This is a genomic window from Allobosea sp. GW821-FHT10B12 (genome assembly GCF_059415545.1).
Window position 1 is genome coordinate 367,705 of sequence record NZ_JBWKNL010000006.1, and the last position, 26,380, is coordinate 394,084.

The 26,380-nt window shown below is 66.4% G+C and carries 30 protein-coding genes; 15 read left to right on the forward strand and 15 right to left on the reverse strand.

Translation table 11 applies throughout. The annotated features are described in order from the left end of the window. Positions 1-180 precede the first annotated feature (180 nt). From AC07O0_RS21860 to aceB, 3 genes are all read right to left on the reverse strand, one after another. A complete protein-coding gene (locus AC07O0_RS21860; protein WP_494625778.1) occupies positions 181-771 on the reverse strand; it encodes a hypothetical protein in 591 nt (196 codons plus the stop codon). Between the two features lie 115 nt (positions 772-886). Beyond that, positions 887-1,267, reverse strand: coding sequence for a hypothetical protein (locus AC07O0_RS21865; protein WP_494625779.1), 381 nt, complete (start codon positions 1,265-1,267; stop codon positions 887-889). Between the two features lie 119 nt (positions 1,268-1,386). Further along, positions 1,387-2,994 carry a malate synthase A gene (gene aceB / locus AC07O0_RS21870; protein ID WP_494625780.1) on the reverse strand — a complete coding sequence of 536 codons (1,608 nt, stop codon included), beginning with the start codon at positions 2,992-2,994 and terminating at the stop codon, positions 1,387-1,389. Positions 2,995-3,193: 199 nt separating this feature from the next. Between aceB and AC07O0_RS21875 the strand changes: the two genes are divergently transcribed. Then, positions 3,194-3,481, forward strand: a complete 288-nt coding sequence (locus AC07O0_RS21875) for an SH3 domain-containing protein (protein WP_494625781.1) — start codon at positions 3,194-3,196, stop codon at positions 3,479-3,481. A 109-nt stretch (positions 3,482-3,590) separates the two neighbouring features. Here the strand turns inward: AC07O0_RS21875 and AC07O0_RS21880 are convergent, their stop codons facing one another. From AC07O0_RS21880 to ygfZ, 3 genes are read right to left on the reverse strand one after another with little or no spacing between them, the layout of a single operon-like run. Continuing rightward, complete coding sequence (locus AC07O0_RS21880) at positions 3,591-4,193, reverse strand: YfbR-like 5'-deoxynucleotidase (protein ID WP_494625782.1); 603 nt, start codon at positions 4,191-4,193, stop codon at positions 3,591-3,593. Continuing rightward, on the reverse strand, positions 4,193-4,828 hold the full coding sequence (locus tag AC07O0_RS21885) for a DNA-3-methyladenine glycosylase I (RefSeq protein ID WP_494625783.1): 636 nt from the start codon (positions 4,826-4,828) through the stop codon (positions 4,193-4,195). The genes AC07O0_RS21880 and AC07O0_RS21885 overlap by 1 nt, the downstream gene beginning before the upstream one ends. After that, positions 4,825-5,712 carry a CAF17-like 4Fe-4S cluster assembly/insertion protein YgfZ gene (gene ygfZ / locus AC07O0_RS21890; RefSeq protein ID WP_494625784.1) on the reverse strand — a complete coding sequence of 296 codons (888 nt, stop codon included), beginning with the start codon at positions 5,710-5,712 and terminating at the stop codon, positions 4,825-4,827. Before ygfZ ends, AC07O0_RS21885 begins: the two co-directional genes overlap by 4 nt. A gap of 290 nt (positions 5,713-6,002) precedes the next feature. On the opposite strand from ygfZ, the gene AC07O0_RS21895 reads away from it, so the two are divergent. The 5 genes from AC07O0_RS21895 (at position 6,003) to AC07O0_RS21915 (ending at position 9,514) form a co-directional block, all read left to right on the forward strand. After that, positions 6,003-6,665: a dihydrofolate reductase family protein gene (locus AC07O0_RS21895; protein ID WP_494625785.1), complete on the forward strand. Its 663-nt coding sequence runs from the start codon at positions 6,003-6,005 to the stop codon at positions 6,663-6,665. 112 nt (positions 6,666-6,777) lie between these two features. Beyond that, complete coding sequence (locus AC07O0_RS21900) at positions 6,778-7,200, forward strand: YciI family protein (protein WP_494625786.1); 423 nt, start codon at positions 6,778-6,780, stop codon at positions 7,198-7,200. Positions 7,201-7,281: 81 nt separating this feature from the next. After that, positions 7,282-7,704 (forward strand): YciI family protein, encoded by a 423-nt coding sequence (locus tag AC07O0_RS21905; RefSeq protein ID WP_494625787.1) that lies wholly within the window; start codon positions 7,282-7,284, stop codon positions 7,702-7,704. 81 nt (positions 7,705-7,785) lie between these two features. Then, positions 7,786-8,202, forward strand: coding sequence for a YciI family protein (locus AC07O0_RS21910; protein WP_494625788.1), 417 nt, complete (start codon positions 7,786-7,788; stop codon positions 8,200-8,202). A 43-nt stretch (positions 8,203-8,245) separates the two neighbouring features. After that, positions 8,246-9,514 carry an RNA polymerase sigma factor gene (locus AC07O0_RS21915; protein ID WP_494625789.1) on the forward strand — a complete coding sequence of 423 codons (1,269 nt, stop codon included), beginning with the start codon at positions 8,246-8,248 and terminating at the stop codon, positions 9,512-9,514. A gap of 31 nt (positions 9,515-9,545) precedes the next feature. Here AC07O0_RS21915 and AC07O0_RS21920 read toward each other — a convergent pair whose 3' ends face one another. Then, positions 9,546-10,520, reverse strand: a complete 975-nt coding sequence (locus AC07O0_RS21920; protein WP_494625790.1) for an NAD(P)-dependent oxidoreductase — start codon at positions 10,518-10,520, stop codon at positions 9,546-9,548. An 85-nt stretch (positions 10,521-10,605) separates the two neighbouring features. Between AC07O0_RS21920 and AC07O0_RS21925 the strand changes: the two genes are divergently transcribed. Continuing rightward, the gene (locus tag AC07O0_RS21925; protein WP_494625791.1) at positions 10,606-10,953 is read left to right on the forward strand and encodes a winged helix-turn-helix transcriptional regulator; all 348 of its coding nucleotides are present in this window, start codon (positions 10,606-10,608) and stop codon (positions 10,951-10,953) included. On the opposite strand, the gene AC07O0_RS21930 is transcribed toward AC07O0_RS21925, so the two are convergent. The 5 genes from AC07O0_RS21930 to pdxH all read right to left on the reverse strand — a co-directional run bounded on the left by AC07O0_RS21930 (position 10,954) and on the right by pdxH (position 13,834). Then, positions 10,954-11,223 carry a hypothetical protein gene (locus AC07O0_RS21930; RefSeq protein WP_494625792.1) on the reverse strand — a complete coding sequence of 90 codons (270 nt, stop codon included), beginning with the start codon at positions 11,221-11,223 and terminating at the stop codon, positions 10,954-10,956. A 287-nt stretch (positions 11,224-11,510) separates the two neighbouring features. Then, positions 11,511-11,960, reverse strand: a complete 450-nt coding sequence (locus AC07O0_RS21935) for a TIGR02301 family protein (protein ID WP_494625793.1) — start codon at positions 11,958-11,960, stop codon at positions 11,511-11,513. Then, positions 11,957-12,442, reverse strand: a complete 486-nt coding sequence (locus AC07O0_RS21940; protein WP_494625794.1) for an NUDIX hydrolase — start codon at positions 12,440-12,442, stop codon at positions 11,957-11,959. The genes AC07O0_RS21935 and AC07O0_RS21940 overlap by 4 nt, the downstream gene beginning before the upstream one ends. Beyond that, a complete protein-coding gene (locus AC07O0_RS21945; RefSeq protein ID WP_454028763.1) occupies positions 12,439-13,161 on the reverse strand; it encodes an SDR family NAD(P)-dependent oxidoreductase in 723 nt (240 codons plus the stop codon). The genes AC07O0_RS21940 and AC07O0_RS21945 overlap by 4 nt, the downstream gene beginning before the upstream one ends. 70 nt (positions 13,162-13,231) lie before the next feature. After that, on the reverse strand, positions 13,232-13,834 hold the full coding sequence (gene pdxH / locus AC07O0_RS21950) for a pyridoxamine 5'-phosphate oxidase (protein WP_494625795.1): 603 nt from the start codon (positions 13,832-13,834) through the stop codon (positions 13,232-13,234). Positions 13,835-13,995: 161 nt separating this feature from the next. On the opposite strand from pdxH, the gene AC07O0_RS21955 reads away from it, so the two are divergent. The 3 genes from AC07O0_RS21955 to fabI all read left to right on the forward strand — a co-directional run bounded on the left by AC07O0_RS21955 (position 13,996) and on the right by fabI (position 16,378). Next, positions 13,996-14,436, forward strand: a complete 441-nt coding sequence (locus AC07O0_RS21955; RefSeq protein WP_494625796.1) for an RT0821/Lpp0805 family surface protein — start codon at positions 13,996-13,998, stop codon at positions 14,434-14,436. A gap of 84 nt (positions 14,437-14,520) precedes the next feature. After that, complete coding sequence (locus tag AC07O0_RS21960; RefSeq protein WP_494625797.1) at positions 14,521-15,441, forward strand: DnaJ C-terminal domain-containing protein; 921 nt, start codon at positions 14,521-14,523, stop codon at positions 15,439-15,441. 97 nt (positions 15,442-15,538) lie between these two features. After that, positions 15,539-16,378: an enoyl-ACP reductase FabI gene (gene fabI, locus AC07O0_RS21965; RefSeq protein ID WP_494625798.1), complete on the forward strand. Its 840-nt coding sequence runs from the start codon at positions 15,539-15,541 to the stop codon at positions 16,376-16,378. A gap of 13 nt (positions 16,379-16,391) precedes the next feature. Here the strand turns inward: fabI and folK are convergent, their stop codons facing one another. Genes folK through folP form a run of 3 tightly spaced genes read right to left on the reverse strand, consistent with a single transcriptional unit; the run spans position 16,392 to position 18,101 of the window. Further along, a complete protein-coding gene (gene folK, locus AC07O0_RS21970) occupies positions 16,392-16,907 on the reverse strand; it encodes a 2-amino-4-hydroxy-6-hydroxymethyldihydropteridine diphosphokinase (protein ID WP_494625799.1) in 516 nt (171 codons plus the stop codon). Next, the gene (folB, locus tag AC07O0_RS21975; RefSeq protein WP_494625800.1) at positions 16,897-17,271 is read right to left on the reverse strand and encodes a dihydroneopterin aldolase; all 375 of its coding nucleotides are present in this window, start codon (positions 17,269-17,271) and stop codon (positions 16,897-16,899) included. Before folB ends, folK begins: the two co-directional genes overlap by 11 nt. Next, positions 17,268-18,101 (reverse strand): dihydropteroate synthase, encoded by an 834-nt coding sequence (folP, locus tag AC07O0_RS21980; protein ID WP_494625801.1) that lies wholly within the window; start codon positions 18,099-18,101, stop codon positions 17,268-17,270. Before folP ends, folB begins: the two co-directional genes overlap by 4 nt. A gap of 124 nt (positions 18,102-18,225) precedes the next feature. On the opposite strand from folP, the gene AC07O0_RS21985 reads away from it, so the two are divergent. The 5 genes from AC07O0_RS21985 to ribB all read left to right on the forward strand — a co-directional run bounded on the left by AC07O0_RS21985 (position 18,226) and on the right by ribB (position 26,209). Continuing rightward, positions 18,226-18,822, forward strand: coding sequence for a histidine phosphatase family protein (locus tag AC07O0_RS21985; RefSeq protein ID WP_494625802.1), 597 nt, complete (start codon positions 18,226-18,228; stop codon positions 18,820-18,822). A 221-nt stretch (positions 18,823-19,043) separates the two neighbouring features. Continuing rightward, positions 19,044-23,057, forward strand: coding sequence for a Pls/PosA family non-ribosomal peptide synthetase (locus tag AC07O0_RS21990; RefSeq protein ID WP_494625803.1), 4,014 nt, complete (start codon positions 19,044-19,046; stop codon positions 23,055-23,057). Positions 23,058-23,129: 72 nt separating this feature from the next. Beyond that, complete coding sequence (locus AC07O0_RS21995; protein ID WP_494625804.1) at positions 23,130-23,525, forward strand: hypothetical protein; 396 nt, start codon at positions 23,130-23,132, stop codon at positions 23,523-23,525. 72 nt (positions 23,526-23,597) lie between these two features. Then, complete coding sequence (aroC, locus tag AC07O0_RS22000) at positions 23,598-24,716, forward strand: chorismate synthase (protein WP_494625805.1); 1,119 nt, start codon at positions 23,598-23,600, stop codon at positions 24,714-24,716. A gap of 206 nt (positions 24,717-24,922) precedes the next feature. Next, a complete protein-coding gene (gene ribB, locus AC07O0_RS22005) occupies positions 24,923-26,209 on the forward strand; it encodes a 3,4-dihydroxy-2-butanone-4-phosphate synthase (protein WP_494625806.1) in 1,287 nt (428 codons plus the stop codon). The last annotated feature ends 171 nt before the right edge of the window (positions 26,210-26,380 follow it).

Genomic DNA, 26,380 nt, shown 5'->3' on the forward strand with positions numbered 1-26,380 from the left:
GGCTACACTATCCAAATCCGCATCTTCTGTGAATTTGACAAGATATTGAGCTGCCATGAGGCCGACGGAGACAGGTGCTTTCATTCCAGATCGGTCATCACACCCTTGGCTCGGAATAGTAAGTGTTGTCACCTTTGCACAATGTCGGCTCAGTGCCTGTTTCCGACCCATAGGTGACAATCAGTTCAGACCTTCCTCCTTCAGCGCGCGCCTGAAGGACTCATAGGTATCGAATTTTGGCACTGGCGGGGGCGGTAGACGCGGTGGAGGTTTGGTCACTTTGCCGGCGCAGTTCGCGCATGCTGTCAGAACCCATCCTTGTTCGCGCAAAACCGCCAACACACCTGCACCACCTCTCGCCTCGAATGTCCAAGGGGGCGCTGTCTTTGATCCCCAAAGTTCAAAGCTGACATCGCCAAAATGGACGACGGGACCTGCTTCCAGCAAAAAGTCCAAGTCGATAACCTCGTCTCTGACACGCCCAACCAATGTCATGCAGTAGCCATCTGGGCAGTCCACTTCTACCCTCATGATGATGTAGGTGTCGTTTCTGTTTTGGCCCGGCCACAATATGGCCTTAACACCATCGAGCGCTCGATCAGCATCTTTCGGTCGGATCGTCTTCAGCAATTCACCAGCGCGAATACGATATTCGGCAGGAAGTGGATTCTCTACCCACTCAATGACGGCCAGGCTTAAAGCCGCTGTCGAGAGCCCCATGGTAAAGGCGAGCGCAAGGACTGCTCGCGAAATGAACTGCGCGAGGCGCACATCAACTCCTGCCCAAAACCGGTATGAGCCTTATAATTTGGGACACTGCTCGAATTCTCGCAATGGCTGCTTCCGACCCGTTGCGGACACTCACCCCCAAGGTACTCGAGATCCTCTAGGCCCATTTTTTGCGCGGCGTCTGTCCTGCCATGGCGACGCTGCTCTCATCGCCTGTCTCGATCGCGATGATATGAACGGCTCCAAAGGGAAGTTCAGTCCCTGACCAAAGCTCGTCGTTCTCGGCGATCTCAGTCGGATCGTTGTCGAGAACTCCAATATAGCCGCTCTCGGTTCGGGCGGAAACGAGCACCCACATTCGCTCGACGGCTATACGGTTTTCAATGGCGATTTCGAACATTAGCTTGGCGAAGTCGCCAATTTGTAGCCCGTCGCGTTGCGACGCCGTCGGAATTGGGAAGGTTACGGGCGCAGTCCGATGATGTTCTTCTGCATCGAGCAGATGCCAGCCGTCGATCTGTATCGAAGGTGAGCGCATGCTTCATCCTACCAGACGTACGCCCGCTTTCGACCCGTTGCGGACAAAGGCCGAAATCTGCGGCCACGAACAAAAGAAGCAGGCCCGCGCCACCCATACGAGTGGCGCGGGAGATTGGATCAGTCGAGTTTCCCGTAAGCCGGCACCGTCAAAAACTCCTCGAACTCCGGTGCGAGCGAGAGCTTCGAGAACAGCTCGATCGCCTCGGGGAAGCGGCCCTTGTCATAGGCCTCGGCACCGAGTTCGCCCTTCACCCGCGCCATCTCCTCCGGTAGGCAGCGCTTGAACAAGTCGGCGTCGACCCTGGCGCCGCCTTCGAGGGCGACGCCGTACTGGACGAACTGCCAGATCTGGGCGCGGCTGATCTCGGCGGTCGCCGCATCCTCCATCATGTTGTAGATCGGCACCGCGCCGCGGCCGCGCAGCCAGGCTTCGAGATACTGCACGCCGACGCGGATGTTCTCGCGGAAGCCCTCCTCGGTGCGGGTGCCTTCGTGCACCTCCAGCAGCTGCTCGCGGCTGACCGAGACGTCCTCGCGCAGCTTGTCGAGCTGGTTTGCCTGCGGCATCAGCCGGTCGAACACCTCGTTCGCCACCGGGACGAGGTCGGGATGGGCGACCCAGGTGCCGTCATGGCCGTCGCCGGCCTCGCGCTCCTTGTCGGCCTTGACCTTGGCGAAGGCGGCGGCGTTGGCCTCGGGGTTGTTCTTGACCGGGATCTGCGCCGCCATGCCGCCCATGGCAAAGGCGCCGCGGCGATGGCAGGTCTTGATCAGCAAGAGGGAATAGGCGCGCAGAAAGGCCTTGGTCATCACGACCTGGGAGCGGTCGGGCAGGACGAAGGCCTTGTTGCGGGCGAGCTTCTTGATGAAGGAGAAGATGTAGTCCCAGCGGCCGCAATTGAGGCCGGCCATGTGGTCGCGCAGCTCGTAGAGGATCTCGTCCATCTCGAAGGCGGCCGGCAGGGTCTCGATCAGCACGGTTGCCTTGATCGTGCCGGTTTTCAGACCGAGCGCAGTCTGGGCGGCGGCGAAGACGTCGTTCCAGAGGCGCGCCTCGAGATGGCTCTCAAGCTTGGGCAGGTAGAAATAGGGGCCCGAGCCCTGCGCCAGCGCCGCCTTGGCGTTGTGGAAGAGATAGAGGCCGAAATCGACCAGCGAGCCCGAGGCCTCCTCTCCATCGATGACAATGTGCCGCTCCGGCAGGTGCCAGCCGCGCGGGCGGACGATCAGGACGGCGGGCTTGTCCTTGAGCTTATAGGCTTTGCCGGAGGTGGCGTCGGTGAAGTCGATCTTGCCGGCCCAGCGATCCCTGAGGTTGATCTGGCCCTCGACCATGTTGGCCCAGACCGGCGAGGAGGCGTCCTCGAAATCGGCCATGAAGACCTTGGCGCCGGAGTTCAGCGCGTTGACGATCATCTTGCGGTCGACCGGGCCGGTGATCTCGACGCGGCGGTCGAGCAGATCGGCCGGAATCGGCGCCACCTTCCAGTCACCTTCGCGGATGTGCCTGGTCTCAGGCAAGAAATCCGGGGTCTCGCCGGCGTCGAAGCGCTTCTGGCGCTGCTTGCGCAAAGCGAGCAGGCGCTTGCGGGTCTCGTTGAAGCGGCGCTGCAGGTCGGCGACGAAGGTGAGCGCGTCATGGCTCAGGACCTCGTCATAGCGCTCGGCGAGGGCGCCCTTGACGACGACGCCGGCGGGAAGGGTGAGGCTGGTCAGGGCGGTCATGGCTCTCGTCTCTCCAGAGCTGCGATCAGGTGAGTGCAGTATGCCGCGATCCGATTTTGTCGTGAACGGCAGAGAATGTCAGATCATCTGATCCGAAATGGAAACAATCGCAGACAGAGGCGAAAGCGGCCCTGAACGCCCCATTGCACAGGCGTGTCACGGCGCGGGGCGTGCCGGTTGACGATCAGGGGACTTGTTCATGACCGCCACCCGCCTCGGCCTTTTGACCGCTGCGTTCGCCAGCTGCCTGCTGGTTGCGCCGGCCTTCGCCCAGAACCGCTGCGCCGTCACCGACCCGACCGGCACGCCGCTCAACATCCGCGAGACGCCCAATGGCGAGATCATCGGCCGGGTCAACAACGGCGCCGGTATCCGCGTGATGAACACCAGCTCGGACGAGCGCGGGCGGGCCTGGGCGCTGATCAGCCCGCGTGGCCGCAACCATGTGGTGGGATGGGTCTATCGCGAGTTTGTGTCCTGTTATTGAGCCAAGGGCGTCATGCTCGGGCTTGACCCGAGCATCTCGGAAACCAGTGCCAGCTCGTCCCGAGATTCTCGGGTCTGAGCTTCGCTCCGCCCGAGAATGACGCGCGGGACTACCGCTCTGCCAAATCCGTAAACCGCTTCAGAAACGCCGCCTGCGCCGCCTCCGTCGCCTGCGGCTCCAGCAGCGCCAGCACCTCGCGCGGCAGGGCCTGCGGGCGGCCGAAGAAGCGCAGGGCCTCCTCGCGCTCGAAGCCGGCGAGTTCGGTCGCTTCCAGGAAGGCCGAGATCTTGTCGGCGTCCTTGGTCTTGCGCTTCACCAGCGCCGGCGTCACTGCTGGCAGGCCGAAGCGCAGATGGATCGCCGCCAGCAGGCGCAGCTCGACGCCCTTATAGGCGTCGCCCATCACCGCCTTGAACGGCGAGATCATGTCGCCGATGACGTATTCAGGCGCATCGTGTAGCAGCGCCATCAGGCGCCATTCCCGCGGCCAGTCCGGGTTGAGATGCCCCGCGATCGCCTCGACCAGCAGGGAGTGCTGCGCCACCGAAAAGGAGTGCACGCCGCGGGTCTGGCCGTTCCAGCGGGCGACGCGGGCAAGGCCATGGGCGATGTCCTCGATCTCGACATCGAGCGGCGAGGGATCGAGCAAATCGAGCCGCCGGCCTGACAGCATACGCTGCCAGGCGCGCGGCGAGGCTGGCGGTTTGGCCATCAGGCCGCCGGGCGCGTGTCGCGGGCGAGCGCGGCGCATTCCTGCCAGCGGAAGCAGCCTGTGAGGTGGTCGTTGACCATGCCGCAGGCCTGCATCACCGCATAGACGATGGTCGGGCCGCAGAAGGTGAAGCCGGCGGCCTTGAGCTCCTTCGAGATCGCCTTCGACACGGCGGTCTCGGCCGGCACGTTCTCATGGGTGCGGAAGCTGTTCTGGATCACCCGCCCGTCGAGATGTTTCCAGAGGAAATCGGTGAACGGGCCTTTCTCGCTCAGCCTGAGATAGGCCTGCGCATTGCGGATCGTGCCCTCGATCTTGCCGCGATGGCGCACGATCCCGGCATCCGCCAGCAGCCGCTGGATATCGGCCTCGCCGAAGCGGGCGACGGTTTCGGGCTCGAAGCCGGCGAAGCCGGAGCGGAACGCGTCGCGTTTCCGGAGGATGGTGATCCAGGACAGGCCGGCCTGGAAGCCGTCGAGCATCAGCTTTTCCCAAAGCGTGCGGGAATCATATTCCGGCACGCCCCATTCGGTGTCGTGATAGGCAAGGTAGAGCGGATCGCTCCCCGGCCAGATGCAGCGATACTTGCCGTCGGGGCCCTCGACCGCCGCGCGCCCGCCGGTGACGTCGCTCATGCCGCTGCTCCGAATTCTGGCTCGCCCGGATAGGGGAAGCGGATGAAGGACGGTTTTTGCGCCAGCGTGAAGGAAAGGCCGCCGGCGTCGAGGGTGTGGCTGGCGGCGAGCGCATCCGCCACCCGGTCGAGCCGGAGCAGAGCGAGCCCGCGCCCCGCGGCGCAGGAGCCGACGCGGCCGAGCGTCTTGCCGCCGGCGCTGGCCTCGACACCATCGTCCGGATTGATGCCTTCGCTGAAGACGATCGGCACGATGCGCGAGCGCGCGGTGCCGCGATGCTGCATGCGCGAGACGACCTCCTGGCCGATATAGCAGCCCTTCCTGAAGGAGACGCCGCCGAGCTGGTCGAACAGCGCCTCATGCGGGAAAGCGTCGCCATAGAGGAAGTCGCGCCCGCCATCGGGAATGCCGAGGCCGATGCGGCGGGTGTGGTAGTCGTCCATCGCCGCATCGACGAGCTCGTCGGCGCCATCCAGATCGACGATGGCGCGCTCGCCGAGCTCAGGCAGGCGCGGATCGGCATAGACCAGCCCGGCATCGGCCGGCAGGGAGCCGCCATCGGTCGCGGCGATCACGGCTGCGCTCTCGCTGAGATCGTCGAGCGTGACCTTGGCGCGCAGCTTGTAGAGCTTCAGCTTCTTCATCAGATCGGCGGTCTGGAGCAGGGGCGTGTCGAGCAGGAAGCCGCCACCCTCGGCGTCCGCGACGGCGACGACGAAGAAATCGCCGATGATCTTGCCTTGCGGTGTCAGCAGCCCGCCGTACCCGGCGCGCTCGGCCGTGACGGTCTCCATCGCATTGGTGACGATGTTGTCGAGGAAATCGCGGGCGTCGTCGCCGCTGACGCGGATGACGCCGCGGTCGACCAGTCTGGTTGCCGGCATGGCAGAGGCTCTTTCAGCGATCGCTGTTTTGGCGCGGGGCACCGTTCGCCCCGATAGTTAGGGTGCTTCGGCTCAGGGCTCAACCGATGCTGCGGTCGATGCAGGATTCGGGTGCCGCATGTCAGCCGGGGGCGCTCGCCAGAAAATTTTTTCGGAAGGCTGTCGATCCGGCGTTTCTCCGTTCGACGTGTCGGCAAGAAGCAGCGGAGGCCGCAGATCATTGCGGCGCCCGCCCGAGCTTCGAAAGACGCGATGCGGGGCCAGGCTCCCGCGAGTTCGGGAGAGATCAGATGAGACAAGTCGTTGCTGCCACCTTCGTGTCCCTCGACGGCGTCATGCAGGCGCCGGGCGGTCCGCAGGAGGATCCACAAGGCGGTTTCAGCCATGGCGGCTGGACCTTCCATTACTGGGACGAGGCGATGGGCAAGGTCATGGACAAGGTCCTGACCGACAAGTTCGACCTGCTGCTCGGCCGCCGGACCTACGACATCTTCGCGGCGCACTGGCCCTATGCCGGCGACGATCCGATCGCGGTGAAGTTCAACGCCATCACCAAATATGTCGCGACCTCCGAGCCGCAGACGCTGGGCTGGCAGAACAGCGTCGCGCTGCGTGGCGATCCTGCCGCCGAAGTCGCGGCGCTGAAGCGCCAGGATGGCCCCAAGCTCCTGTTGCAGGGCTCGAGCGAGCTGATCCAGGCGCTGCTGGCCAAGGACCTGATCGACGAGATCACGCTGCTGACCTTCCCGGTCGTGCTTGGCAAGGGCAAGCGCCTGTTCGGTTCGGGCGCGATGCCGGCCGCGTTCAAGCTGGTCGAGAGCAGCGCGTCGAGCACCGGCGTCATCATGGCGACCTATCGCCGTGAAGGCGAGGTCACCACCGGTTCGTTCGAGTTCGAGCAGCCGAGCGCCGCCGAAATCGCCCGCCGCGAAAAATATGCGGCCAGGGACTGAAAAAAAATCTGGAGGCCTGTCGATCGGGGCCGGCCTCGTTCGACGTGACAACAGAGGGCGGGATTTCTCCCGCTCCACAGCGAAGCGAAACCAATTGGACAGGAGAAGACCGATGCGTGTGATGGTTCTGGTCAAGGCCGACAAGGACAGCGAAGCCGGCGTGATGCCGAGCGAGGCCCTGCTCACCCAGATGGGCGCCTATAACGAGGAGCTGGTGAAGGCCGGCGTGATGCTGGCGGGTGAGGGGCTGCATCCGAGCTCGAAGGGGCTGCGCATGCGCTTCCAAGGCGCGCAGCGGACGGTTCTCGACGGCCCCTTCGCCGAGACCAAGGAGCTGCTGGCCGGCTTCTGGATCTGGCAGGTCCGTTCCTTCGAGGAGGCGGTCGAATGGCTGAAGCGGGCGCCTTTCGACGGCGGCACCGAGATCGAGCTGCGTCCGATCTTCGAGATGGAGGATTTCGGCGAGGCGCTGACGCCCGAGCTGCGCGAGCAGGAAGAGCGCGTGCGTGCGGAGTCGGCGAAGCTCGCCGGCTGAGCGGACGAAGATTTCGAATTCCATTCAATCCGGACGGTGCGAGGCGAGCCCTCCACCGCTCCGGTCAAGCGGAGAAGACCGATGCGTGTCATGGTTCTGGTCAAGGCCAGCAAGGACAGCGAAGCCGGCGCGATGCCGAGCGAAGACATGCTCACCAGGATGGGCGCCTATAACGAGGAGCTGGCGAAGGCCGGAGTGATGTTGGCGATGGACGGGCTCCATCCGAGCTCGAAGGGGCTGCGCATGCGCTTCCAGGGCGCGCAGCGGACGGTTCTCGACGGCCCCTTCGCCGAGACCAAGGAGCTGCTGGCCGGCTTCTGGATCTGGCAGGTCCGCTCCTTCGAGGAGGCGGTCGAATGGCTGAAGCGAGCGCCTTTCGACGGCGGCACCGAGATCGAGCTGCGTCCGATCTTCGAGATGGAGGATTTCGGCGAGGCGCTGACGCCGGAACTGCGCGAGCAGGAAGAGCGCGTGCGCGCGGAGTCGGCGAAGCTCGCCGGCTGATCGAACGAAGGCTTCAAACCCCATTCAACCCGGAGGGTGGCAGGCGAGGACCTGCACCGCTCCAGACAACGGAGAAGATCGATGCGTTTCATGGTTCTGGTCAAGGCGACCAAGGACAGCGAAGCCGGCGCACCGCCGACCCGGGAGCTGGTCGATGCGATGATGGCTTATAATGAGGAGCTGGTGAAAGCTGGCATCATGAAGGGCGGCGACGGCCTGCAGCCGAGTTCGAAGGGCGCGCGCGTGCAGTTCGATGGCGCCAGGCGCGCCGTCATCGACGGACCGTTCGCCGAGACCAAGGAGCTCGTCGCGGGCTACTGGATCTGGGAGTGCAAGTCGCTCGACGAGGCGATCGACTGGGTCAAGCGCTGCCCCAATCCGATGCCCGGCGCGTCCGAAATCGAGATCCGCCCGGTCGTCGACATCGCCGATTTCGGTGAGATGGTCTCGCCGGAAGCGGCAGCAACCTGGGATCGCCTCAAGAGCGAGATCGGCTGAGCCGCTTGCCAGCGTCGATCGCTGATGGTGTGTATCGCAGCCGATGACGGCAAGCGATGCACACCGCGCGATCGAGACGGTCTTTCGGATCGAGGCCCCGAGATTGATCGCGGGCCTCGCGCGCGTCACCCGCGATGTCGGCCGGGCCGAGGAGTTGGCGCAGGACGCGCTCGTCGCCGCGCTCCAGCAATGGCCGGGCGAGGGCGTGCCGCGCAATCCTGGCGCCTGGCTGATGCAGGCCGCCAAGCACCGCGCGCTCGATGGCCTCAGGCGCGCCAAGATGCTGCAGCGCAAGCATGAGGAGATCGGCCGCGATCTCGACGAGGAGGCCGATCCGATTGCAGAAATCGAGGAGGCGCTCGACGACGAACTCGGCGACGACCTGCTGCGCTTGATCTTCACCGCCTGCCATCCGGTGCTCGCCGTCGAGGCGCGCCTCGCGCTGACGCTGCGATTGATCGGCGGCCTCACCACCGAGGAGATCGCGCGCGCCTTCCTGGTGCCCGAGCCGACCATGGCGCAGCGCCTGGTCCGGGCGAAGAAGGCGCTGGCCGAAGCCAAGGTGCCCTATGAGGTGCCGCACGGCTCCGAGCTCGGCGAGCGCTTGGCCTCGGTGCTGGAGGTGGTCTACCTGATCTTCAACGAGGGTTATGCCGCGACCGGCGGCGAAGACTGGGTGCGCCCGGCCCTATGTCAGGAGGCGATGCGGCTCGGGCGCATCCTCGCCGGCCTCGCACCGCAGGAGCCGGAGGTGCACGGCCTCGTCGCGCTGATGGAATTGCAGGCCTCGCGCCTGCGCGCCCGGATCGGGCCGGATGGCGAGCCGGTGCTGCTGCTCGACCAGAACCGGGCACGCTGGGACCGGCTGCTGATCAATCATGGCCTCAAGGCGCTGGAGACGGCGCGGCGGCTTTCCGCCACGCCCAGTCCTTACGTCCTGCAGGCCGAGCTCGCCGCCTGCCATGCCCGCGCCAATACCGCCGAGGAGACCGACTGGCACAGGATCGCCGCACTCTATGGGGCGCTCGGCGCGCTGACGCCGTCACCGGTGATCGAGCTCAACCGGGCGGTCGCGGTCTCGATGGCCGAGGGGCCGGCGGCGGGGCTGGTGCTGGTCGATGCGCTCGCCTCGGCACCGGCGTTGAAGAACTACCATCTCCTGCCGAGCGTGCGCGCCGATTTCCTGGTCAAGCTCGGCCGCCATGATGAGGCGGAAGCCGAGTTCACCCGCGCCGCCGGCATGACCAGGAACCGGCGCGAGCGCGATCTGCTGCTCGGCCGGGCAGAGACGGCGCGAAAGGCGGCCGGCTGAAACCGGGCTCGGCCGCCTCATGTGCAGTTGTTCAACGCATGAACTGCGCGATGGCGGCGAAATCGTCCTGGCGATGGCCGGCGTCGATCACCTTGCGGAAAAGGTCGTCCTGAGCCTTGGGGACGAGATCGTGCAGGCCGCGTTCGGCGCAGAGCTTCAGGAGCAAGCCGAAGGCACCATAGTGGACGTCGAGCGAGGCCAGGGTCTCTGCGTCGCTGGCAAAGCGGCGATCGCGGATGCGGGTGATCAGATCGACCACTGCGCCTTCGACGACGGGCTGGAAGGCCTGCCGGTGCTCCTCGAACAGGTCGAGGGCGATGCCCTCGGCCTGACAGATAGCGGCCGCCTGGAATTGGCCGAAGAGCGCGCCCCACATCTGCCCGAGCAGGGAGAGGTCCAGAGCCGAGGCGTGGCCGACATCCTCGCCGACGAATTGCGGATTGCCGCCGAGCGCCACGAGCACCGGTCGGTTCGCGTCGAACAGGGCCCGAGGTCCGGAATAGAGGATGGTGCCGCCGGGTTCGCCGATGAAGTTCGGCGTCGCCATGATCGCCCCGTCGAGATAGCTGGTGCCGTTGTCGGCTGCCCATTTCGCCTGCTCGCGCGCCTGGTTCGGCGAGCCGGAGGAAACCTGGACGATCAGCTTGCCGCGCAGGGCAGCCGCAGTCTCCGGCACCCGAAACAGCCTGTCCGAATCGGCATAGGTGCTGACGCAGACGACGACGATGTCGGCTGCCGCAGCGGCGGCAGAGACCGATGGCGCGATTTGGGCGCCATGGTCGGCGAGCGCCGCCGCCTTTTCGGGCGAGCGATTCCAGACATGGGTGGGGATGCCGGCCTTCAAAAAGGCCTGGGCGAGGGCTGAGCCCATGCGGCCAAGGCCGATGACGGAAACTGTGGCTCTCATCGATTGCTCTCCTGACAGGGCGCGAGCACGGCTGCGATAGAAGGCGTGCCTTCGATCGCGCGGCGTCTCGCATTTCTGTGTCGGCCGATGCCGGCCCATACCGGCGGCGTCCGCAGGAGAAATCGCAGTTTTATTTTTTATTTCAATTACTTACATGCATGTAAGTGGTCGGCTGGAGGGGAGCATGCCAATCAGGGTCAATCTGCCGGACGAATGCGGTCTCGGCCAGGCGCTGTCGGTGATCGGCGGTCGCTGGAAATCGGCGATCCTGTGGGAGCTGCATGAGCGGGCGCTGCGCTTCGGCGAATTGCGCCGGCGTCTGCCGGGGATCAGCGAGAAGGTGCTCTACGAGCAATTGCGCGAGATGGAGCGCGACGGCGTCGTCAGGCGCGAGGCGTTCGCAGAGGCGGTATTGCGGGTCGAGTATTCGCTGACGCCGGCCGGGGCGGCGCTCAACGACGCAGCCCATGTGCTGGCGCTATGGGGTCTGGCCCATTCCGGGCGTGACAGACTTCCGGCTGCTGCCGAGTAGCTAGTGCCGCGTGCCGGTGGTGAAATTGCCGCAGCGGATCTTCTCGGGCAGGGCCTCGGCGAAGGTGGCGGTCGCCTCCTCGCCATAGGTCTCGACCAGTGTCCGCATCGCAGCGAACAGGGCGGCATGGGCGAGCGAGTCGGAATCGAGCCCGTCCTGGCGCGCCTCGGCGAAGGCGTCCTCGACATAGCAATAGGCGACGCGGCGGGCGTCCTTGACGTCCTCGGCGAGGGTCGGGTCGAGCGGCAGGTCGTCGGAGAGAGCGGACATGAAGGCAGCGGTATCCGGCGTCGAAAGGAACCTGTCGGACGGAACAGGCGCGTAGGGAGCGCGACCATTCCAGTGATTTGCCCGCCAAGGATACGGTCCACAGCCGGCGGGCGCCATCACGGTCTTTAAGAAAGGTTAATTCGTGGGGGACAATTCTGCCTAAGAATGGCGCAGGCTCGTGCCGAAACCAGATCGCGCTGCGTCCTGTCGGAGGCGAAATGGCGATCCGGCGCGTTGTCAAAGCGTCGGATTGTCCCGAAAAGCGGCAGCGCCTTCGGTTCGATGCGCTAGCCCCCGAACCGGCTCGCCAGCGCCTTGGCGAGCTTCTCGCCTTCCTGGGCGAGGCGGGCCGAGGCCTCTTGCGTCCCGTCGCTGCAGGTGCGGTGCGTCGCCGAATAGGCGCGGTAGCCGCGATTATAGGCGCTCGCCAGCCGCTCGCGCCGCTGTGGCGAGCGGCCTTCGGATTCGAGCAATGTCGCCATGCGCTCGCGCCAGTCCTGCGCCTCGCGGGTTTCGCAGAGCGTGCGCAGATAGGAGAGCGAGCCGATGATCTCGGCGAGCTTGAGCAATTGCGGTTCGTAGGATGGCGCTTGTGGTTCGGGCTCAGCCGGCGCCGGTTCGGGCGGTCGCTGCTGTTGCTGCTGCGGCTGGGCCGGCCGCCGCGTTTGGGCCGGCAGCGCCTGCGGGCTAGCGGTCAGCGCGACGAGAATGAGGGCTGCGAGCGCGCGCTTCGTCATGCACCAGCGTCGCGCGCGAAAATGGCGGCGGCGCGGCGCAGGACATCGCCGAGCTCGCGCGTCGTCGGCAGGCCGCCCAGCTTCAGCGGATCGGCCCACATCACCGCGCCGGCCTCGGGGCCCGGCTGCGGCTCGCCGGCGAGCCACGCACCGACGAAGGAGGCGATGACGAAATGATGGGTGACCGCGCCCTTCGGATCCCGGCCGACGATCTCGACATGGCGGTTGAAGCCGACGATCCGTGCGCTGACGCCGACCTCCTCCATCAGCTCGCGCAGTGCCGCTTCTTCCAGGCTCTCGCCGGCCTCGACCTTGCCGCCCGGCAGCGACCAGAGCTGGTCGGCCGGCGGTTGCGTCCGTGTCGCCAGCAGGACCTTGCTGTCACGGAAGACGGCGATCGAGGCGGCGAGCGTCGGGCGCGCCGCCCGCGCCGGGCCGGGAAAGCGGATGACCTGGCTGGAGTCGCTGCCGGCGCCGCTCACACGTGCTGTCCGCCATTGATGTGGAGCTCGGCGCCGGTGACGTAGCTCGAAGCGTCGGTGCAGAGGAAATAGATCGCCTTGGCGACCTCCTCGGTCTTGCCTAGCCGCAGCAGCGGCAGCTTCTCGACGATCTTCTCGGTGCCGGGCGAGAGGATGGCGGTGTCGATTTCGCCGGGCGAGATCGAGTTCACCCGGACGCCGAGCGGCCCGAAATCGGCGGCCATCTCGCGCGTCAGGCTGGCGAGCGCCGCCTTCGAGGTCGCATAGGCGGCGCCGGCGAAGGGGTGGACGCGCGAGCCGGCGATCGAGGTGACGTTGACGATCGCGCCCTTGGCGGCAGTCAGTTCGTCGAGCAAGCCACGCGCCAGCATGATCGGCGCGAAGAAATTGACCTGGAAGACCTGGTGCCAGTCGTTGAACGAGGTCGTCGCCGCACCGAGCCGCCCGCCCTTCGGCCCCTTCGGCGAGATGCCGGCATTGTTGACGAGCGCGTTGAGCTTGCCGCCCTCGGCGGCGAGGCGCTTCTTGATCTCGGCGATGCCGCGCATCGTATCCTCTGGGTCGCCGAGGTCGATCTGGACATGATCGTCGGCGCCCGACGGCCAGGGGCATTTGTCGGAGAAGGCCTGGCGCGAGCAGGACAGGATGCGCCAGCCGGCCATGGCGAACTGCATCACCGTGGCGTGGCCGATGCCACGACTGGCACCGGTCAGCAGCATGACCGGACGCTTGCCCGGCTCCGTCTTCGGAAAGTCGAATTTCGGCATGGCCATGTGCTTGTGACTTTCCTCAGGGGTAGAGCCGGGCCTTCGCCCAGGCCTCGCCAGGAGCAGCGCGGCGGAAGGCGATGCGGTCGTGCAGGCGGAAGGCGCCGTCGCGCCAGAACTCGAAATAGACCGGGGCGATGCGGAAGCCGGTCCAGTGCGGCGGGCGCGGGACTTCGCCGACGCCGAATTTCAGCGCATAGCTCGCCACCGCCTTCTCGAGCGCGAATCGGCTCTCCAGCGGCCGTGACTGCTGCGAGGCCCAGGCGCCGATGCGGCTGTCGCGCGGCCGCGACTGGAAATAGGCGTCGGCCTCGGCGTCGCTGACGCGGCTGACCGGGCCGCGAATGCGGACCTGCCGACGCAGGCTCTTCCAGTGGAACAGCGCGGCCGCCTTGGGCTGGCCGGCGAGCTCCTCGCCCTTCTGGCTCTGGGTGTTGGTGTAGAAGACGAAGCCGTCGGGGCCGCGGCCGTTCAAGAGGACCATGCGGACATTGGGCAGGCCGTCGGCGTCGACCGTCGAGAGCGCCATGCCGTTCGGGTCGTTCGGCTCGGATGCCTTGGCCTCCTCCAGCCAGTTGTCGAACAGGGCGAAGGGCTCGCTCGCTTCGGTGAAGTCACCGCTCATTAACGCATTCACGTGCTTAATCCTCGGTAGGTTCAGGAAGCGTTGGGCGAGCGCGATCCGTAATGCGGTTTGATTTGGCAGTCATATATAAGCCCCGCGCGCAGCGGAGCCAGAGGCCGCGTGAGCGCAGTCCCCTTGCACGCGGGACATCGCTCGCCGGCGTGCTGCTGTTGGGGCTGGCATCGGCCGGCTGCTCGATCTCCTTTCCGATCATGGGCCTCTCGAGCAAGGCCGAGGACGAGGTCGCGATGACTACGGCCTCGGTGCTGCCGGCGCGTGCCGTCGAGGGCAAGAGCCCGCTCGTCGTGCTGGCGCCCGATCTCGGCCCCGAGGACTGGCGCCGGGCGGAGGGCGCGCTGGCGCTGGCGCTCGACCCGCAGGGCAATGGCGCGCCGGTCTCCTGGGACAATGCCCAGAGCGGCATGAAGGGCACCTTCACGCCGGTCGGCGGACCATTCCTGAAATCGGACGAGATCTGCCGGGCCTTCCTGGCCTCGATGAGCCAGCAGACCGGCCCGGTGAAGCTGCAGGGCACCGCCTGCCGACCCTCTGGTGGCGAGTGGGTGGTCAAGGACGCAAAGCCGTGGAAAGGCGCGGCTTAAGCCTGTTGCAACTGCGCCACAGTCTTCCCATCTAGGAGGCGGTTCCGGTAGGCCGGAATACGAACTCTCCGAGGTGTCTTTAGAATGCGTGATCCGTATCAGGTTCTGGGCGTGGCGAAATCGGCTGACGAAGCCGAAATCAAGAAGGCTTATCGCCGCCGCGCCAAGGATCTGCACCCCGACCGCAATCAGGGCGACCCGAAGGCGCAGGAGCGTTTTTCCGAGCTGAACACGGCCTATGAGGTCATCGGCGACGCCGACAAGCGCAAGCAGTTCGACCGGGGCGAGATCGACGCCGAAGGCAAGCCGCGCTTCTCCGGTTTCGAGGGGATGGGCGCTGGGCGTCGGGGCGCGCAGCATGGCGGGTTCGAGTTCAATTTCGACGGCGGCGGCGCACCCTTCGGCCGCGGCGGAGATCCTGGTTTCGATCCGGCCGACATCTTCGGCTCGCTCTTCGGCGAGGCAGCCAGGCGCGGCGGCGGGCGTGGCCGGCAGAGCCAGCCGCAGAAGCCGCCGGAGCAGAGCTTCACGCTCGAGGTCAACCTCGCCGAGGCGGTCAATGGCGGCACGCGCCGGGTGAAGCTGCCCGGCGGGCGCGAGGTCGAGGTGACGATCCCCGAGGGCGTCGCCGACGGCAAGGTCATGCGCCTGCGCGGTCTCGGCCAGACCCATCCGCTCACCGGCGAGACCGGCGACGTCTTGATGACGATCAAGGTGAGGCCCGATTCGCGCTTCACCATCGACGGCATCAACCTGCGTGCACGCGTCGCGGTGCCGCTGGCGACGGCGGTGCTGGGCGGGCCGATCCATGTACCGACGCTTTCAGGCGCCGTCGAGATGAACGTGCCGCCGCTGACCGGCACGGCGCGCCAGTTCCGCCTGCGCGGCAAGGGGCTGCCCGGCGCGAAGAAGGGTGAGCACGGCGACCTCTTCGTCTCGATCGACATCGAGATGCCGACGGAGGACGCCGAGTTGACCGCGCTGATGAAGGCGCGAGCCGGCTGAACAGGATTTCGGCAGACGGCGCTTCCACCGCTTCGCCACCTCAGTTATGAGACCGTCCGGTTCTTTTTTGCCGGTTCGTCCAGTTCGAAGGTCTCAGATGCCTGAATCCAGCAGCGCCGCCCCGACCGCCAACCTCCTGCGGGGCAAGCGCGGTCTCGTCATGGGCGTCGCCAATAACCGCTCGATCGCCTGGGGCATCGCCAAGGCGGCTGCGGATGCCGGCGCCGAGCTCGCCTTCACCTATCAGGGCGATGCGCTGAAGAAGCGGGTCGAGCCGCTGGCCAAGCAGCTCGGCGGCCATGTCGTCGGCCATTGCGACGTCACCGACGGGGCGACGATCGACGCGGTTTTCGCCGAGATCGAGAAGCTCTGGGGCAAGCTCGACTTCGTCGTCCACTGCATCGCCTTCTCCGACAAGGACGAGCTGACCGGTCGCTATGTCGACACGACCGAGGCCAATTTCTCGAAGTCGCTGCTGATCTCCTGCTATTCCTTCACGGCGATCACCCAGCGTGCCGAGAAGCTGATGCCGGATGGCGGCTCGCTGCTGACGCTGACCTATTACGGCGCCGAGAAATGGATGCCGCACTACAACGTCATGGGCGTCGCCAAGGCGGCGCTGGAATCGAGCGTGCAGTACCTCGCCGCCGATCTCGGTCCCCAGAAGATCCGCGTCAATGCGATCTCGGCCGGGCCGATCAAGACGCTGGCGGCCTCGGGCATCGGCGATTTCCGCTACATCCTGAAGTGGAACGAGTACAACTCGCCGCTGCGCCGCACCGTCACCATCGAAGAGGTCGGCGAGACCGCGGTGTTCCTGGTCTCCGACATGTCGCGCGGCATCACCGGCGAGATCATGCATGTCGACGCCGGCTACCATGTCGTCGGCATGAAGGTGCCGACCGCGCCGGACATCTCGCTCGACAAGGGCGAGTGAGGGCTCAGCCCGACTACGGTGTCAGCATCTCTTCCAGCCGCACGGTGCCCTCGGCATCGCGGCTGATATCGTCGCCTGCAATCGCGGCCGAGAGCGCCGCCACCCTCCGCTCCCCGATCATGAGCCCCGGCGCGATCTCGGCCAGCGGCGCCAGCACGAAAGCGCGTTCGGCGATGCGCGGATGCGGCACCTGAAGGCCCGGCCGGTCGATCGTCTCACTGCCATAGGTCAGGATGTCGATGTCGAGCGTGCGCGGCCCCCAGCGCTCGCGCCGCTCGCGGCCGCTCTCGCGCTCGATCTCCAGGCAGAGCGACAGCAAATCCTCCGCTGAGAGGGAGGTCTCGATCAGCACCGCCATATTGCGGAACTCCGGCTGGTCGAGCTTGCCCCAGGGCGCCGTACGCCAGACTGAAGAAGCGGCCGTCAGTTCGACGGCCGCGTGAGCGCGGAACCGCGCCAGCGCCGCCGCGAAGGCCGCGACAGGATCGCCGAGATTGCCGCCGAGGCCGAGCGTCGCCTCAATTGTCACGCGTGAAGTCCAGCTTGATGCCGACCGATTCCATCCGGCCCGGAATGGGCGGGGCTGGCTTGCGCAAGGTGACGGCGACGCGGCTCACCGTCGGATATTCCGCCAGGATCGCCTCGGCGAGCGCCCGCGCAGCCGCTTCCAGCAGCTTGAAGCGCTTGGCCGAGAAGGTGCGGGTGACCAGGGCGACGACCTCGCCATAGTCCACGGTGTCCGCAAGGCTGTCGCTGGCCGAGGAGGCGCGCAGGTCGCAATCGAGGACGAGGTCCATCGAGAAGCGCTGGCCGAGCCGGCCCTCCTCGGCGAAATGACCATGATAGGCGTAGAGGTCGAGCGCCTCGATGAAGATCTGCCCGGTCGCGCTCATCGTGCTTCTCCGATCGCCGCCCAGATCTTCAGCGCGTCGACATGCTCGTCGACGTCATGGGCGCGGATGATGGCGGCGCCTTGGGTGACGCCGTAAAGGTGCGCAGCGATGCTGGCGGCGACGCGCTCAGCCGGCACCGCCTTGCCGATGACGTGGCCGAGTACCGATTTGCGCGAGGCGCCGAGCAGGACCGGGCAGCCGAGCTCGCCGAGGCGGCGGAGCTCTCTCATCAGCAGCAGCGACTGCTCGGCGGTCTTGCCGAAGCGGCCGATGCCGGGGTCGACGACGATCTGGCCGCGCGGCACGCCGGCCTCGATGGCGATCGCGATCGAGCGCTCGAGGAAGCGCAGGACGTCGGCGAGGATGTCGATGTTGGGATCGACCTCGTCGCGGTTGTGCATCAGGATGATCGGCGCGCCATGGCGGGCGGCGACGCCGGCGATGGCGGGATCGCGCTGCGCACCCCAGACATCGTTGACGATCGAGGCGCCAGCCGTCAGCGCGGTGTCGGCGACCGCGGCCTTGTAGGTGTCGATCGAGATCGGGGTGTCGCTTTGAGCAGCGATGCCAGTGATCACCGGCATGACGCGGGCGAGCTCGCTTTCCGCATCGAGGCGGACATGGTCCGGCCGCGTCGATTCGCCACCGACATCGACGATGTCAGCGCCTTGCCGCGCCAGCGTCAGCCCGTGGGTGATTGCGACAGCCGGGTCGGCGAACAGGCCGCCATCGGAAAAGGAATCCGGGGTGACGTTGACCACGCCCATCAGCAAGGGCCTGGGACCGAGGCCGAGCCTGCGGCCATCCGGCAATGTCAGCGTGGCGTTCATGTGCCCGCCTCATACACAGGCCTTCGGGGCGCGGCCACCATAAAGCTCACGAGGCAGTGATAGCGGCCCCTGCGGCGCTTTCGCCGCTTTGACGCCATGGCCCGCAGCGTGCATGAGGCGGGGCATGACTGCCCTGACGATTCCCGGTCGCCTTTTCCTTGTCCGCCATGGCGAGACCGACTGGAATCGGGAGGGGCGTCTGCAGGGTGGGAAAGATATCCCGCTCAACCCGCTCGGCCGCATGCAGGCCGAGGAGGCCGCTCGCCGCCTGAAAGCGCTGACCCCGGACTATGCGACCGTCGCCTATCTCTGCTCGCCGATGGAGCGGGCGCGCGAGACGATGACGATCCTGCGGCGCGAGCTCGACTTGCCGCCGCAGGAGTTCCGCATCGATGAGCGCCTGCGCGAGCTGACCTTCGGCGACTGGGAAGGCTTCACCTGGCGCGAGATCCGCAAGAGCGAGCGCGAGCTCGCCCAGGCCCGAGAGCGCGACAAATGGGGCTTCGTGCCGCCCGGCGGCGAGAGCTACCGCATGCTGGCCGAGCGCATCCGGCCGGCGATCGAGAGCCTGGCGCCCGATACAGTGATGGTCAGCCATGGCGGCGTGGCGCGGGCGGTGCTGGCGCTGATCGGCGCGGTCGGTCCGGCCGATGCCGCCCGGGTCGAGATCTGGCAGGGCAAGATCCTGGTCGTCGAGGGCGGCAAAGCGACATGGATGTGACAGCCGGCCGCTTCAGGCGGGCCAGCACTTAACCGCATCCCGTCTTCACGCTTGCCGTTCAGCCGCGGTTAAGCCAAATCTGCTCATGTACGGCCGGCAGGCGAGCTTCCGCGCGGCTGCGGGTGTCCGGCCTGGGATTTTACGGACGCGTCGTCGCGGGGAGGCGGGCGTTCGACGTGAGGTGCGGTCCAGGCGCAAGGCCGGGACCGCGGCGGGGCAGAATGAACGACATCACCACAGTTTCGGCGGGTACCGCCGATTCAGGCGCAACTGCGCTCGCCATGCTGGCAGGCGAGAAGCGGCCCGAGCTGCTGCGCGACGAGGTGCTCGCCGAGATCTTCGCAGCGAGCGTGTCCGAGCGCCCCGATCATGCCGCGATGATCTGCGGCGAACGGCGGTTGAGCTACGCGCAGGTGTGGGCAGAGGCGCAGGCGCAAGCGCGCGGCCTCGCACTGGCCGGCGTCGGACCTGGCGACATGGTCGGCCTGTGGATGCCGCGCGGCATCGAGCTCTTGGTGGCGCAGATCGCGATCACGCTGTCCGGCGCCGCCTGGCTGCCCTTCGATGCAGAAGCGCCGGTCGAGCGCATCGCCATCTGCCTCAACGATGCCAGCGCCAAGGGGCTGGTGACGCAGACCGACTGGAAAGCGCGCGCCGCTGCGACCGAACGCACGGTCTGGTGTCCGCAGCAGCTCGCCGAGGCGAGCGACGGCAAGCCGATGCCGGCAAGGCCCGCCGGACTGACCCCCGATCATCCGGCCTATCTGATCTACACCTCGGGCTCGACCGGCACGCCGAAGGCGATCGTCATCAGCCAGCACAACATCTGCCACTTCCTGCGCTCGGGGAACGCGCTCTACGGCATGGGTCCGGAGGACGTGGTCTTCCAGGGCGCTTCCGTCGCCTTCGACCTGTCGATGGAGGAGATCTGGACGCCCTATCTCGTCGGCGCGACCCTGTTCGTGGCGACGCCGCAGATGATGGGCGACGCCGAGAAGCTGCCTTCGATCCTCGCCGAGGCCGGCGTCACCGTGATCGACACGGTGCCGACCCTGCTCGGCATCCTGCCTGCCGACGTGCCTTCGCTGAACCTGATCCTGCTCGGCGGCGAGGCGTTGCCGCCCTCGATCGTGCAGAAATGGTCGAAGCCGGGCCGGCGCATCTTCAACACCTACGGGCCGACGGAAGCGACCGTGGTGGCGACCGCTGCCCCGGTCGAGCCGGGCGAGACCGTCACCATCGGCCGGCCGATCCCGAACTACACCGCCTATATCGTCGACGAAGAGATGAAGCTGACCGGCGTCGGCCAGCAGGGCGAATTGCTGATCGGCGGGCCGGGCGTTGCCAAGGGCTATCACCTGCGCCCGGAGCTGACGGCCGAAAAGTTCATTCCCAACCCGTTCGGCGGGAGTGGCAGCGATCCGATCCTCTATCGCTCGGGCGATGCCGTCAGTCTCGACGAGAACGGCAACATCGTCTTCCACGGCCGCATCGACGACCAGGTCAAGATCCGCGGCTTCCGCGTCGAGCTCGGCGAGATCGAGACGGCGCTCTCCGACGAAGCCGGCATCAGCCAGGCCGCCGTGGTGCTGCGCAGCGATGACGGCATCGAGCGGCTCGTCGCCTTCCTGGTCGGCGAGCCCGGCGTGCAGATCGAGGGCTCGGTGCTGCGGGCCTCGCTGCGCGAAAAGCTGCCGCCCTACATGATCCCGGCGCATTTCGAGCCGGTCGGCTCGCTGCCGCGCATGGTCTCCGGCAAGGTCGACCGCAAGATGCTCAAGGCCGCGCCGCTGACGGCGCCGGCCGCGAGTGGCGAGCAGGAGCCGCCGCGCAACGAGACGGAAGCTGCCCTGCTCGATGCCGCCAAGCGCGTGCTCGGGGCGCAGGCGCTGCCGCTGGAGGCGGATTTCTTCATCGATCTCGGCGGTCATTCGCTACTGGCGGCGCGCTTCATCTCGATCGTGCGCGAGACGCCGGCCTATGCCGGCATCACCCTGCAGGACGTCTATGGCGCGCGCACCTTGCGGGCGATGGCGGCGCTGCTCGATTCGCGCGGCATCCAGGCCGAGCAGGACCTCTCCTTCACGCCGCCGCCGCTGATGCGCCGCTTCCTCTGCGGATTGGCGCAGGCAGTCGCGCTGCCGATCATCATCAGCCTGTCGACGGCGCAGTGGCTCGGCATCTTCGTCAGCTACATGCTGCTTTCCGGCGAGGAATTGTCTGGGATGGCGCAGGTCTTCGCGCTGCTCGGCATCTATGTCGCGATCACACTCATCACCGGCTTCATCGCGATCGGCCTGAAATGGCTGGTGCTCGGCAAGACCAGGCCGGGCATCTACCCGCTCTGGGGCGTCTATTATTTCCGCTGGTGGTTCGCCTCGCGCGTCGCCGGGCTCGTGCATATCAAATGGCTGCAGGGCACGCCGGTGATGCGCTTCTACTGGCGCCTGCTCGGTGCCAAGGTCGGGCGCGACGTCATCATCTCCGATTACGAGGCCGGCGCGGTCGACCTGATCGAGCTCGGTGACGGCACGACGCTGGGCTCCAAGACCACCTTCGCCAATGCCGAGGCGATCGGGGCCGATTTCATCATCGGCCGGATCTCGATCGGCAAGGACGTCTATGCCGGCTCCTCGGTGGTTTTCGGCCATGGCTGCCATGTCGGCGACCACGCCGAGATCGGCGATCTCACAGCGATCGCGCCGGGCGCCAGGATCGGTGAGGCCGAGATCTGGGACGGCTCACCCGCCCGCAAGACCGGCATGGTCGATCTCGAGGCTCTGCCGCCACAGGCCGAAGCCAGTTCCGGGCGGCGCGCGGCGATGACGCTGTTCTACGTGGTGATGCTGATCGTGCTGCCGCCGATCAGCCTGCTGCCGATCTTCCCGGCCTTCTGGCTGTTCGACAACATCGACAACTGGATCGCGACCTGGTCGGATGTCAGCTATCTCTGGTACCTGCCGCTCCTGACCTGGCCGACGGCGATCGGTCTCATCACCATCACGGTCTTCCTGATCTGTGCGCTGCGCTGGGCGATCCTGCCGCGCGTCTCTTCCGGCACCTATTCGATCCATTCCGGCTTCTATGCCCGCAAATGGACGGTGGCGCTGGCGACCGAGGTGACGCTGGAGACATTGTCCTCGCTGTTCGCGACGATCTATATGCGCTTCTGGTACCGGATGATGGGCGCCAGGATCGGGCAAGGCGCCGAGATCTCGACCAATCTCTCCGGCCGCTACGACATCACCGGTATCGGCTCGGGCAACTTCATCGCCGACGAGGTGATCTTCGGCGACGAGGACATGCGGCGCGGCTATATGCGCCTCGACATGACCCGAACCGGCGAGCAGGTCTTTGTCGGCAATGACGCCGTGGTGCCGCCGGGCACTGTCATTCCCGACAAGGTGCTGATCGGCATCAAGTCGAAGCCGCCGGCGAACGAATTGATGAGCGCCGGCGACACCTGGTTCGGCTCGCCGCCGATCAAGCTGCCGACGCGGCAGAAAGTCGATCTCGGCGCCGACTGGACCTACAAGCCCTCGCTCGGCAAGAAGCTGGCGCGCGCCGGCTTCGAGGCGCTGCACACCTCGTTCCCGGCGATGCTGTTCATCACCTTCGGCACTATCGCCGTCGATCTCGTGCTGCAGCAGAAGATCTTCGATCGCGACTGGGCCGGTCTCGTGCTCGCCTTCATGGGCTGTGCCGTCGTCATCGCCATCACCCAGGCGCTGATCTGCGCGCTGATGAAATGGCTGCTGATGGGCGTCTACAAGCCGGTGATGAAGCCGATGTGGTCGTTCTGGGCGATGCGCACCGAGGCGATCGCCGTGCTCTATTGGGGCTTAGGGGGCAAGGTGCTGTTCGACTATCTGCGCGGCACGCCGTTCCTGCCCTGGTTCCTGCGCCTCTTCGGCGCACAATATGGCCAGGGCGTCTGGCTCGACTCGACGGATATCACCGAGTTCGACTGCATCAAGGTCGGTGATTTCTGCACCGTCAACGCCCATTCGGCCCTGCAGACCCATCTCTACGAGGACCGGGTGATGAAGGTCGGCCGCGTCACGCTCGGCAAGGGCGTCTGCGTCGGCGCCGGCGCGACGGTGCTCTACGACACCCATGTCGGCGACTACGCCCAGATCGGGCTGCTCACCGTGATCATGAAGGGCGAGAACCTGCCGGCGAACACGCGCTGGGAAGGCGCGCCGGCCGTGCCGGCGGCGGCCGCGCAGCACTGAACGAAGTATGCACTTGTTCTGCAACCCTTGAGTGCAGTAGCTGTCCCGGCCCATCTCGGGCTGGGGGATACCATGACGACCAGGCTTCTTGCCGCACTTGCGACGACAGCAGTCCTATTGGGCGGCTGCAATGAAACCATCACCCGCACCACCACGGCCGGAAAGCCCGTCGTCGCGGCCGCGGCAGGCAATTATACATTCAACAGCTGCGAAACCTGGGAGCCGCCGGAGCCCAGCCTCTGGGTCGAGCCGAAGCACGGCAAGGTGACGCATGGCCTGCACCGGCTGCCGCTGAAGCTTCCCGGCAACCGCTGCGACGGCAGGCTGATCGACTACCGCATCTCGCTCTACACGCCGAACCCCGGTTTCAGGGGGCAGGACAAGTTCACGCTCAAATACGATTCGATCACGAATGATGCCGGTGGCCGTGAAACGCGTAGCCGTGATTTCATCATCGACGTGAAGTGAGCCGGAGCACGGCGGGTTCCGCCTGCGCCGAAATGCGGCTAAGAGCCTGACGCGTCACCGTGTCAGGCTCTCATGTCCCACAACACCTTCGGCCATCTCTTCCGCGTCACCACCTTCGGCGAGAGCCATGGGCCCGCGATCGGCTGCGTCGTCGATGGCTGCCCGCCGCTGATCCCGCTGAGCGAGGCCGAGATCCAGCGCGACCTCGACAAGCGCCGGCCCGGCCAGTCGCGCTATACGACGCAGCGCCAGGAGCCGGACCAGGTTCGGATCATCTCCGGTGTGTTCGCGCGGGAGGCTGATGGCGAGCAGGTCACAACCGGCACGTCGATCGGACTGATGATCGACAATGTCGACCAGCGCTCGAAGGACTATTCCGAGATCAAGGACAAGTACCGGCCCGGCCATGCCGATTTCACCTATGACGTGAAATACGGCATTCGCGACTATCGCGGCGGCGGCCGCTCCTCGGCGCGCGAGACGGCGATGCGCGTCGCGGCCGGGGCGATCGCCCGCAAGGTCGTGCCGGGCATGATCGTGCGCGGCGCCCTCGTCCAGATGGGGCCGCACAAGATCGATCGCGGCAACTGGGACTGGGACGAGGTGGGCAACAACCCGTTCTTCTGCCCGGATGCCAAGGCGGCCGAGCGCTTTGCCGATTATCTCGATGGCATCCGCAAATCCGGCTCCTCGATCGGAGCGGTGCTGGAGATCGTCGCCGAGGGCGTGCCGGCCGGCCTGGGCGCGCCGATCTACGGCAAGCTCGACGCCGAGATCGCCTCGGCGCTGATGAGCATCAATGCGGTCAAGGGCGTCGAGATCGGCGATGGTTTCGCTGCCGCCGAGCTTTCCGGCGAGGAGAACGCCGACGAGATGCGCGCCGGCAATGACGGCAAGCCGCTCTTCCTGTCGAACCATGCCGGCGGCGTCCTCGGCGGCATCTCGACCGGTCAGCCGATCGTCGCGCGCTTCGCGGTCAAGCCGACCTCGTCGATCCTTTCGCCGCGGGCCACGGTGAACCGCACCGGCGGCGAGACCGAGATGTTCACCAAGGGCCGCCACGATCCCTGCGTCGGCATCCGCGCCGTGCCGGTCGGCGAAGCCATGGTTGCCTGCGTGCTCGCCGACCAGTTCCTACGCCATCGCGCGCAGGTCGGGGTGGTGGAGCCGCGCTGGCCGTTCGGGCAGTGACGACAGGCGTCATTCTCGGGCGAAGCGAAGCGCAGACCCGAGAATCTCATGACGAGAAGACACCGACCGGAGCCCCACCCGGCCTGAGATGCTCGGGTCAAGCCCGAGCATGACGGAGAGGCTGGCCGGAGCCCGTCATTTCAGTATCACTGAAAAATTTGCCAGCCTTCATTGCGAATGAAGCGAAGCCGTATTAGCTTCGCCTCATGAAGCTCGACATCTGGCTCCAGCAAACCAAGACCGGCCGCAGCGCCTTTGCGCGGCAGGTCGGCCTGTCGCCGGCCAGCGTCACTGCGCTCTGCAACGATCCCACTGCCTGGATCTCGCGCGAGAGCGCCGAGCGCATTACCGCCGCGACCGGCGGCGCCGTCACCCCCAACGACTTTCTGGGCCTGCAGAGCCCACGCGAGGCTGCCATGACCGCAAGCAATGTCGCCGAGACCGTCGAAGCCTTCGCGCGCGGCGAGATCGTGATCGTCACCGATGACGATGACCGCGAAAACGAGGGCGATCTCATCGTCGCCGCCTCGCTCTGCACGCCGGAGAAGATGGCCTTCATCATCCGCAACACCTGCGGCATCGTCTGCGCGCCGCTGACGGCGAACGAGGCACGCCGCCTGCGGCTCGATCCGATGGTCTCGTCGAACGATGCCCCGCTCGGCACCGCCTTCACCATCACCGTCGACGTCAAGCACGGGTTGACCACCGGCATCTCGGCCGAGCAGCGCACCAATACGGTCAGGGCGCTCGCCAACGGCAATATGGGCGCCGCCGATTTCGTCCGGCCGGGCCATGTCTTCCCGCTGATCGCCAAGGATGGCGGCGTGCTGATGCGCTCCGGCCATACCGAGGCCGCCGTCGATCTCTGCAAGCTCGCCGAGCTGCCGCCGGTCGGGGTGATCTGCGAGCTCGCCAACGATGACGGCACAGTGATGAAGGGCGCGCAGATCACCGCCTTCGCCCAGAAGCACAATCTCAAGCAGATCACGGTCGCCGACCTGATCGCCTATCGCCAGGCGCGCGAGAAGTTGGTCGAGCGCGTGCACTCCTTCCCGGTCAAGACCGAGTTCGGTGAGATGACCGGCCATGTCTATGTGACGCCCTTCGACGACACCCAGCATTTCGCCTTCGTCATGGGCAAGCTCGGCGATGGCGAGAAGGTGCCGGCCCGTTTGCACCGCGCCAATGTCGTCGCCGACGTGCTCGGCGGGGCCTCCTCGATCCAGTGCGTGCTGCGCCGCTTCCAGCAGGAGGGCAAGGGCGTGCTGGTCTATCTGCGCGACGGCTCGGCCGGCGTGCCGATCAAGAGCGTCGAGGACGAGGAGGGCTCGGACGCACTGCGCTCGCAGCAATGGCGCGAGGTCGGCCTCGGCGCCCAGATCCTGCGCGATCTCGGCGTTGCCTCGATCGTCAATCTGGCCTCCTCGACCCGCGCCTTCGTCGGCCTCTCCGGTTTCGGCATCGAGATCGCCGAGACCGCGCCGCTGGAATGAGGCGCCGTCTTTCCGGGGCGGGCCGTAGGCCCGAGCCCGGAACCCAGAACCCATGTCCCTTCTCGATAAGGCGGCGATGTTCGCGCTTCTTCGGAGGCCGCATCGGTTCTGGGTTCCGGGCTCTTCGCTGCGCGAAGCCCCGGAAAGACGGTGTGATCATTCGCCAGCCGG

Excerpts from the sequence above, each read along its gene's own strand:
- folP (WP_494625801.1), bottom strand. The coding sequence starts at position 18,101 with ATGAACGCCACGCTGACATTGCCGGATGGCCGCAGGCTCGGCCTCGGT.
- AC07O0_RS21985 (WP_494625802.1), top strand. The coding sequence starts at position 18,226 with ATGACTGCCCTGACGATTCCCGGTCGCCTTTTCCTTGTCCGCCATGGC.
- AC07O0_RS21865 (WP_494625779.1), bottom strand. The coding sequence starts at position 1,267 with ATGCGCTCACCTTCGATACAGATCGACGGCTGGCATCTGCTCGATGCA.
- AC07O0_RS21900 (WP_494625786.1), top strand. The coding sequence starts at position 6,778 with ATGCGTGTGATGGTTCTGGTCAAGGCCGACAAGGACAGCGAAGCCGGC.
- aroC (WP_494625805.1), top strand. The coding sequence starts at position 23,598 with ATGTCCCACAACACCTTCGGCCATCTCTTCCGCGTCACCACCTTCGGC.
- folB (WP_494625800.1), bottom strand. The coding sequence starts at position 17,271 with ATGAGCGCGACCGGGCAGATCTTCATCGAGGCGCTCGACCTCTACGCC.
- AC07O0_RS21885 (WP_494625783.1), bottom strand. The coding sequence starts at position 4,828 with ATGAGCGACGTCACCGGCGGGCGCGCGGCGGTCGAGGGCCCCGACGGC.
- AC07O0_RS21895 (WP_494625785.1), top strand. The coding sequence starts at position 6,003 with ATGAGACAAGTCGTTGCTGCCACCTTCGTGTCCCTCGACGGCGTCATG.
- AC07O0_RS21960 (WP_494625797.1), top strand. The coding sequence starts at position 14,521 with ATGCGTGATCCGTATCAGGTTCTGGGCGTGGCGAAATCGGCTGACGAA.
- AC07O0_RS21990 (WP_494625803.1), top strand. The coding sequence starts at position 19,044 with ATGAACGACATCACCACAGTTTCGGCGGGTACCGCCGATTCAGGCGCA.
- AC07O0_RS21995 (WP_494625804.1), top strand. The coding sequence starts at position 23,130 with ATGACGACCAGGCTTCTTGCCGCACTTGCGACGACAGCAGTCCTATTG.
- AC07O0_RS21930 (WP_494625792.1), bottom strand. The coding sequence starts at position 11,223 with ATGTCCGCTCTCTCCGACGACCTGCCGCTCGACCCGACCCTCGCCGAG.
- fabI (WP_494625798.1), top strand. The coding sequence starts at position 15,539 with ATGCCTGAATCCAGCAGCGCCGCCCCGACCGCCAACCTCCTGCGGGGC.
- AC07O0_RS21910 (WP_494625788.1), top strand. The coding sequence starts at position 7,786 with ATGCGTTTCATGGTTCTGGTCAAGGCGACCAAGGACAGCGAAGCCGGC.
- AC07O0_RS21905 (WP_494625787.1), top strand. The coding sequence starts at position 7,282 with ATGCGTGTCATGGTTCTGGTCAAGGCCAGCAAGGACAGCGAAGCCGGC.
- ygfZ (WP_494625784.1), bottom strand. The coding sequence starts at position 5,712 with ATGCCGGCAACCAGACTGGTCGACCGCGGCGTCATCCGCGTCAGCGGC.
- AC07O0_RS21945 (WP_454028763.1), bottom strand. The coding sequence starts at position 13,161 with ATGCTGCTGACCGGTGCCAGTCGTGGCATCGGCCACGCCACGGTGATG.
- AC07O0_RS21915 (WP_494625789.1), top strand. The coding sequence starts at position 8,246 with ATGACGGCAAGCGATGCACACCGCGCGATCGAGACGGTCTTTCGGATC.
- AC07O0_RS21935 (WP_494625793.1), bottom strand. The coding sequence starts at position 11,960 with ATGACGAAGCGCGCGCTCGCAGCCCTCATTCTCGTCGCGCTGACCGCT.
- AC07O0_RS21925 (WP_494625791.1), top strand. The coding sequence starts at position 10,606 with ATGCCAATCAGGGTCAATCTGCCGGACGAATGCGGTCTCGGCCAGGCG.
- aceB (WP_494625780.1), bottom strand. The coding sequence starts at position 2,994 with ATGACCGCCCTGACCAGCCTCACCCTTCCCGCCGGCGTCGTCGTCAAG.
- pdxH (WP_494625795.1), bottom strand. The coding sequence starts at position 13,834 with ATGAGCGGTGACTTCACCGAAGCGAGCGAGCCCTTCGCCCTGTTCGAC.
- AC07O0_RS21875 (WP_494625781.1), top strand. The coding sequence starts at position 3,194 with ATGACCGCCACCCGCCTCGGCCTTTTGACCGCTGCGTTCGCCAGCTGC.
- AC07O0_RS21880 (WP_494625782.1), bottom strand. The coding sequence starts at position 4,193 with ATGGCCAAACCGCCAGCCTCGCCGCGCGCCTGGCAGCGTATGCTGTCA.
- AC07O0_RS21920 (WP_494625790.1), bottom strand. The coding sequence starts at position 10,520 with ATGGGCCGGCATCGGCCGACACAGAAATGCGAGACGCCGCGCGATCGA.
- ribB (WP_494625806.1), top strand. The coding sequence starts at position 24,923 with ATGAAGCTCGACATCTGGCTCCAGCAAACCAAGACCGGCCGCAGCGCC.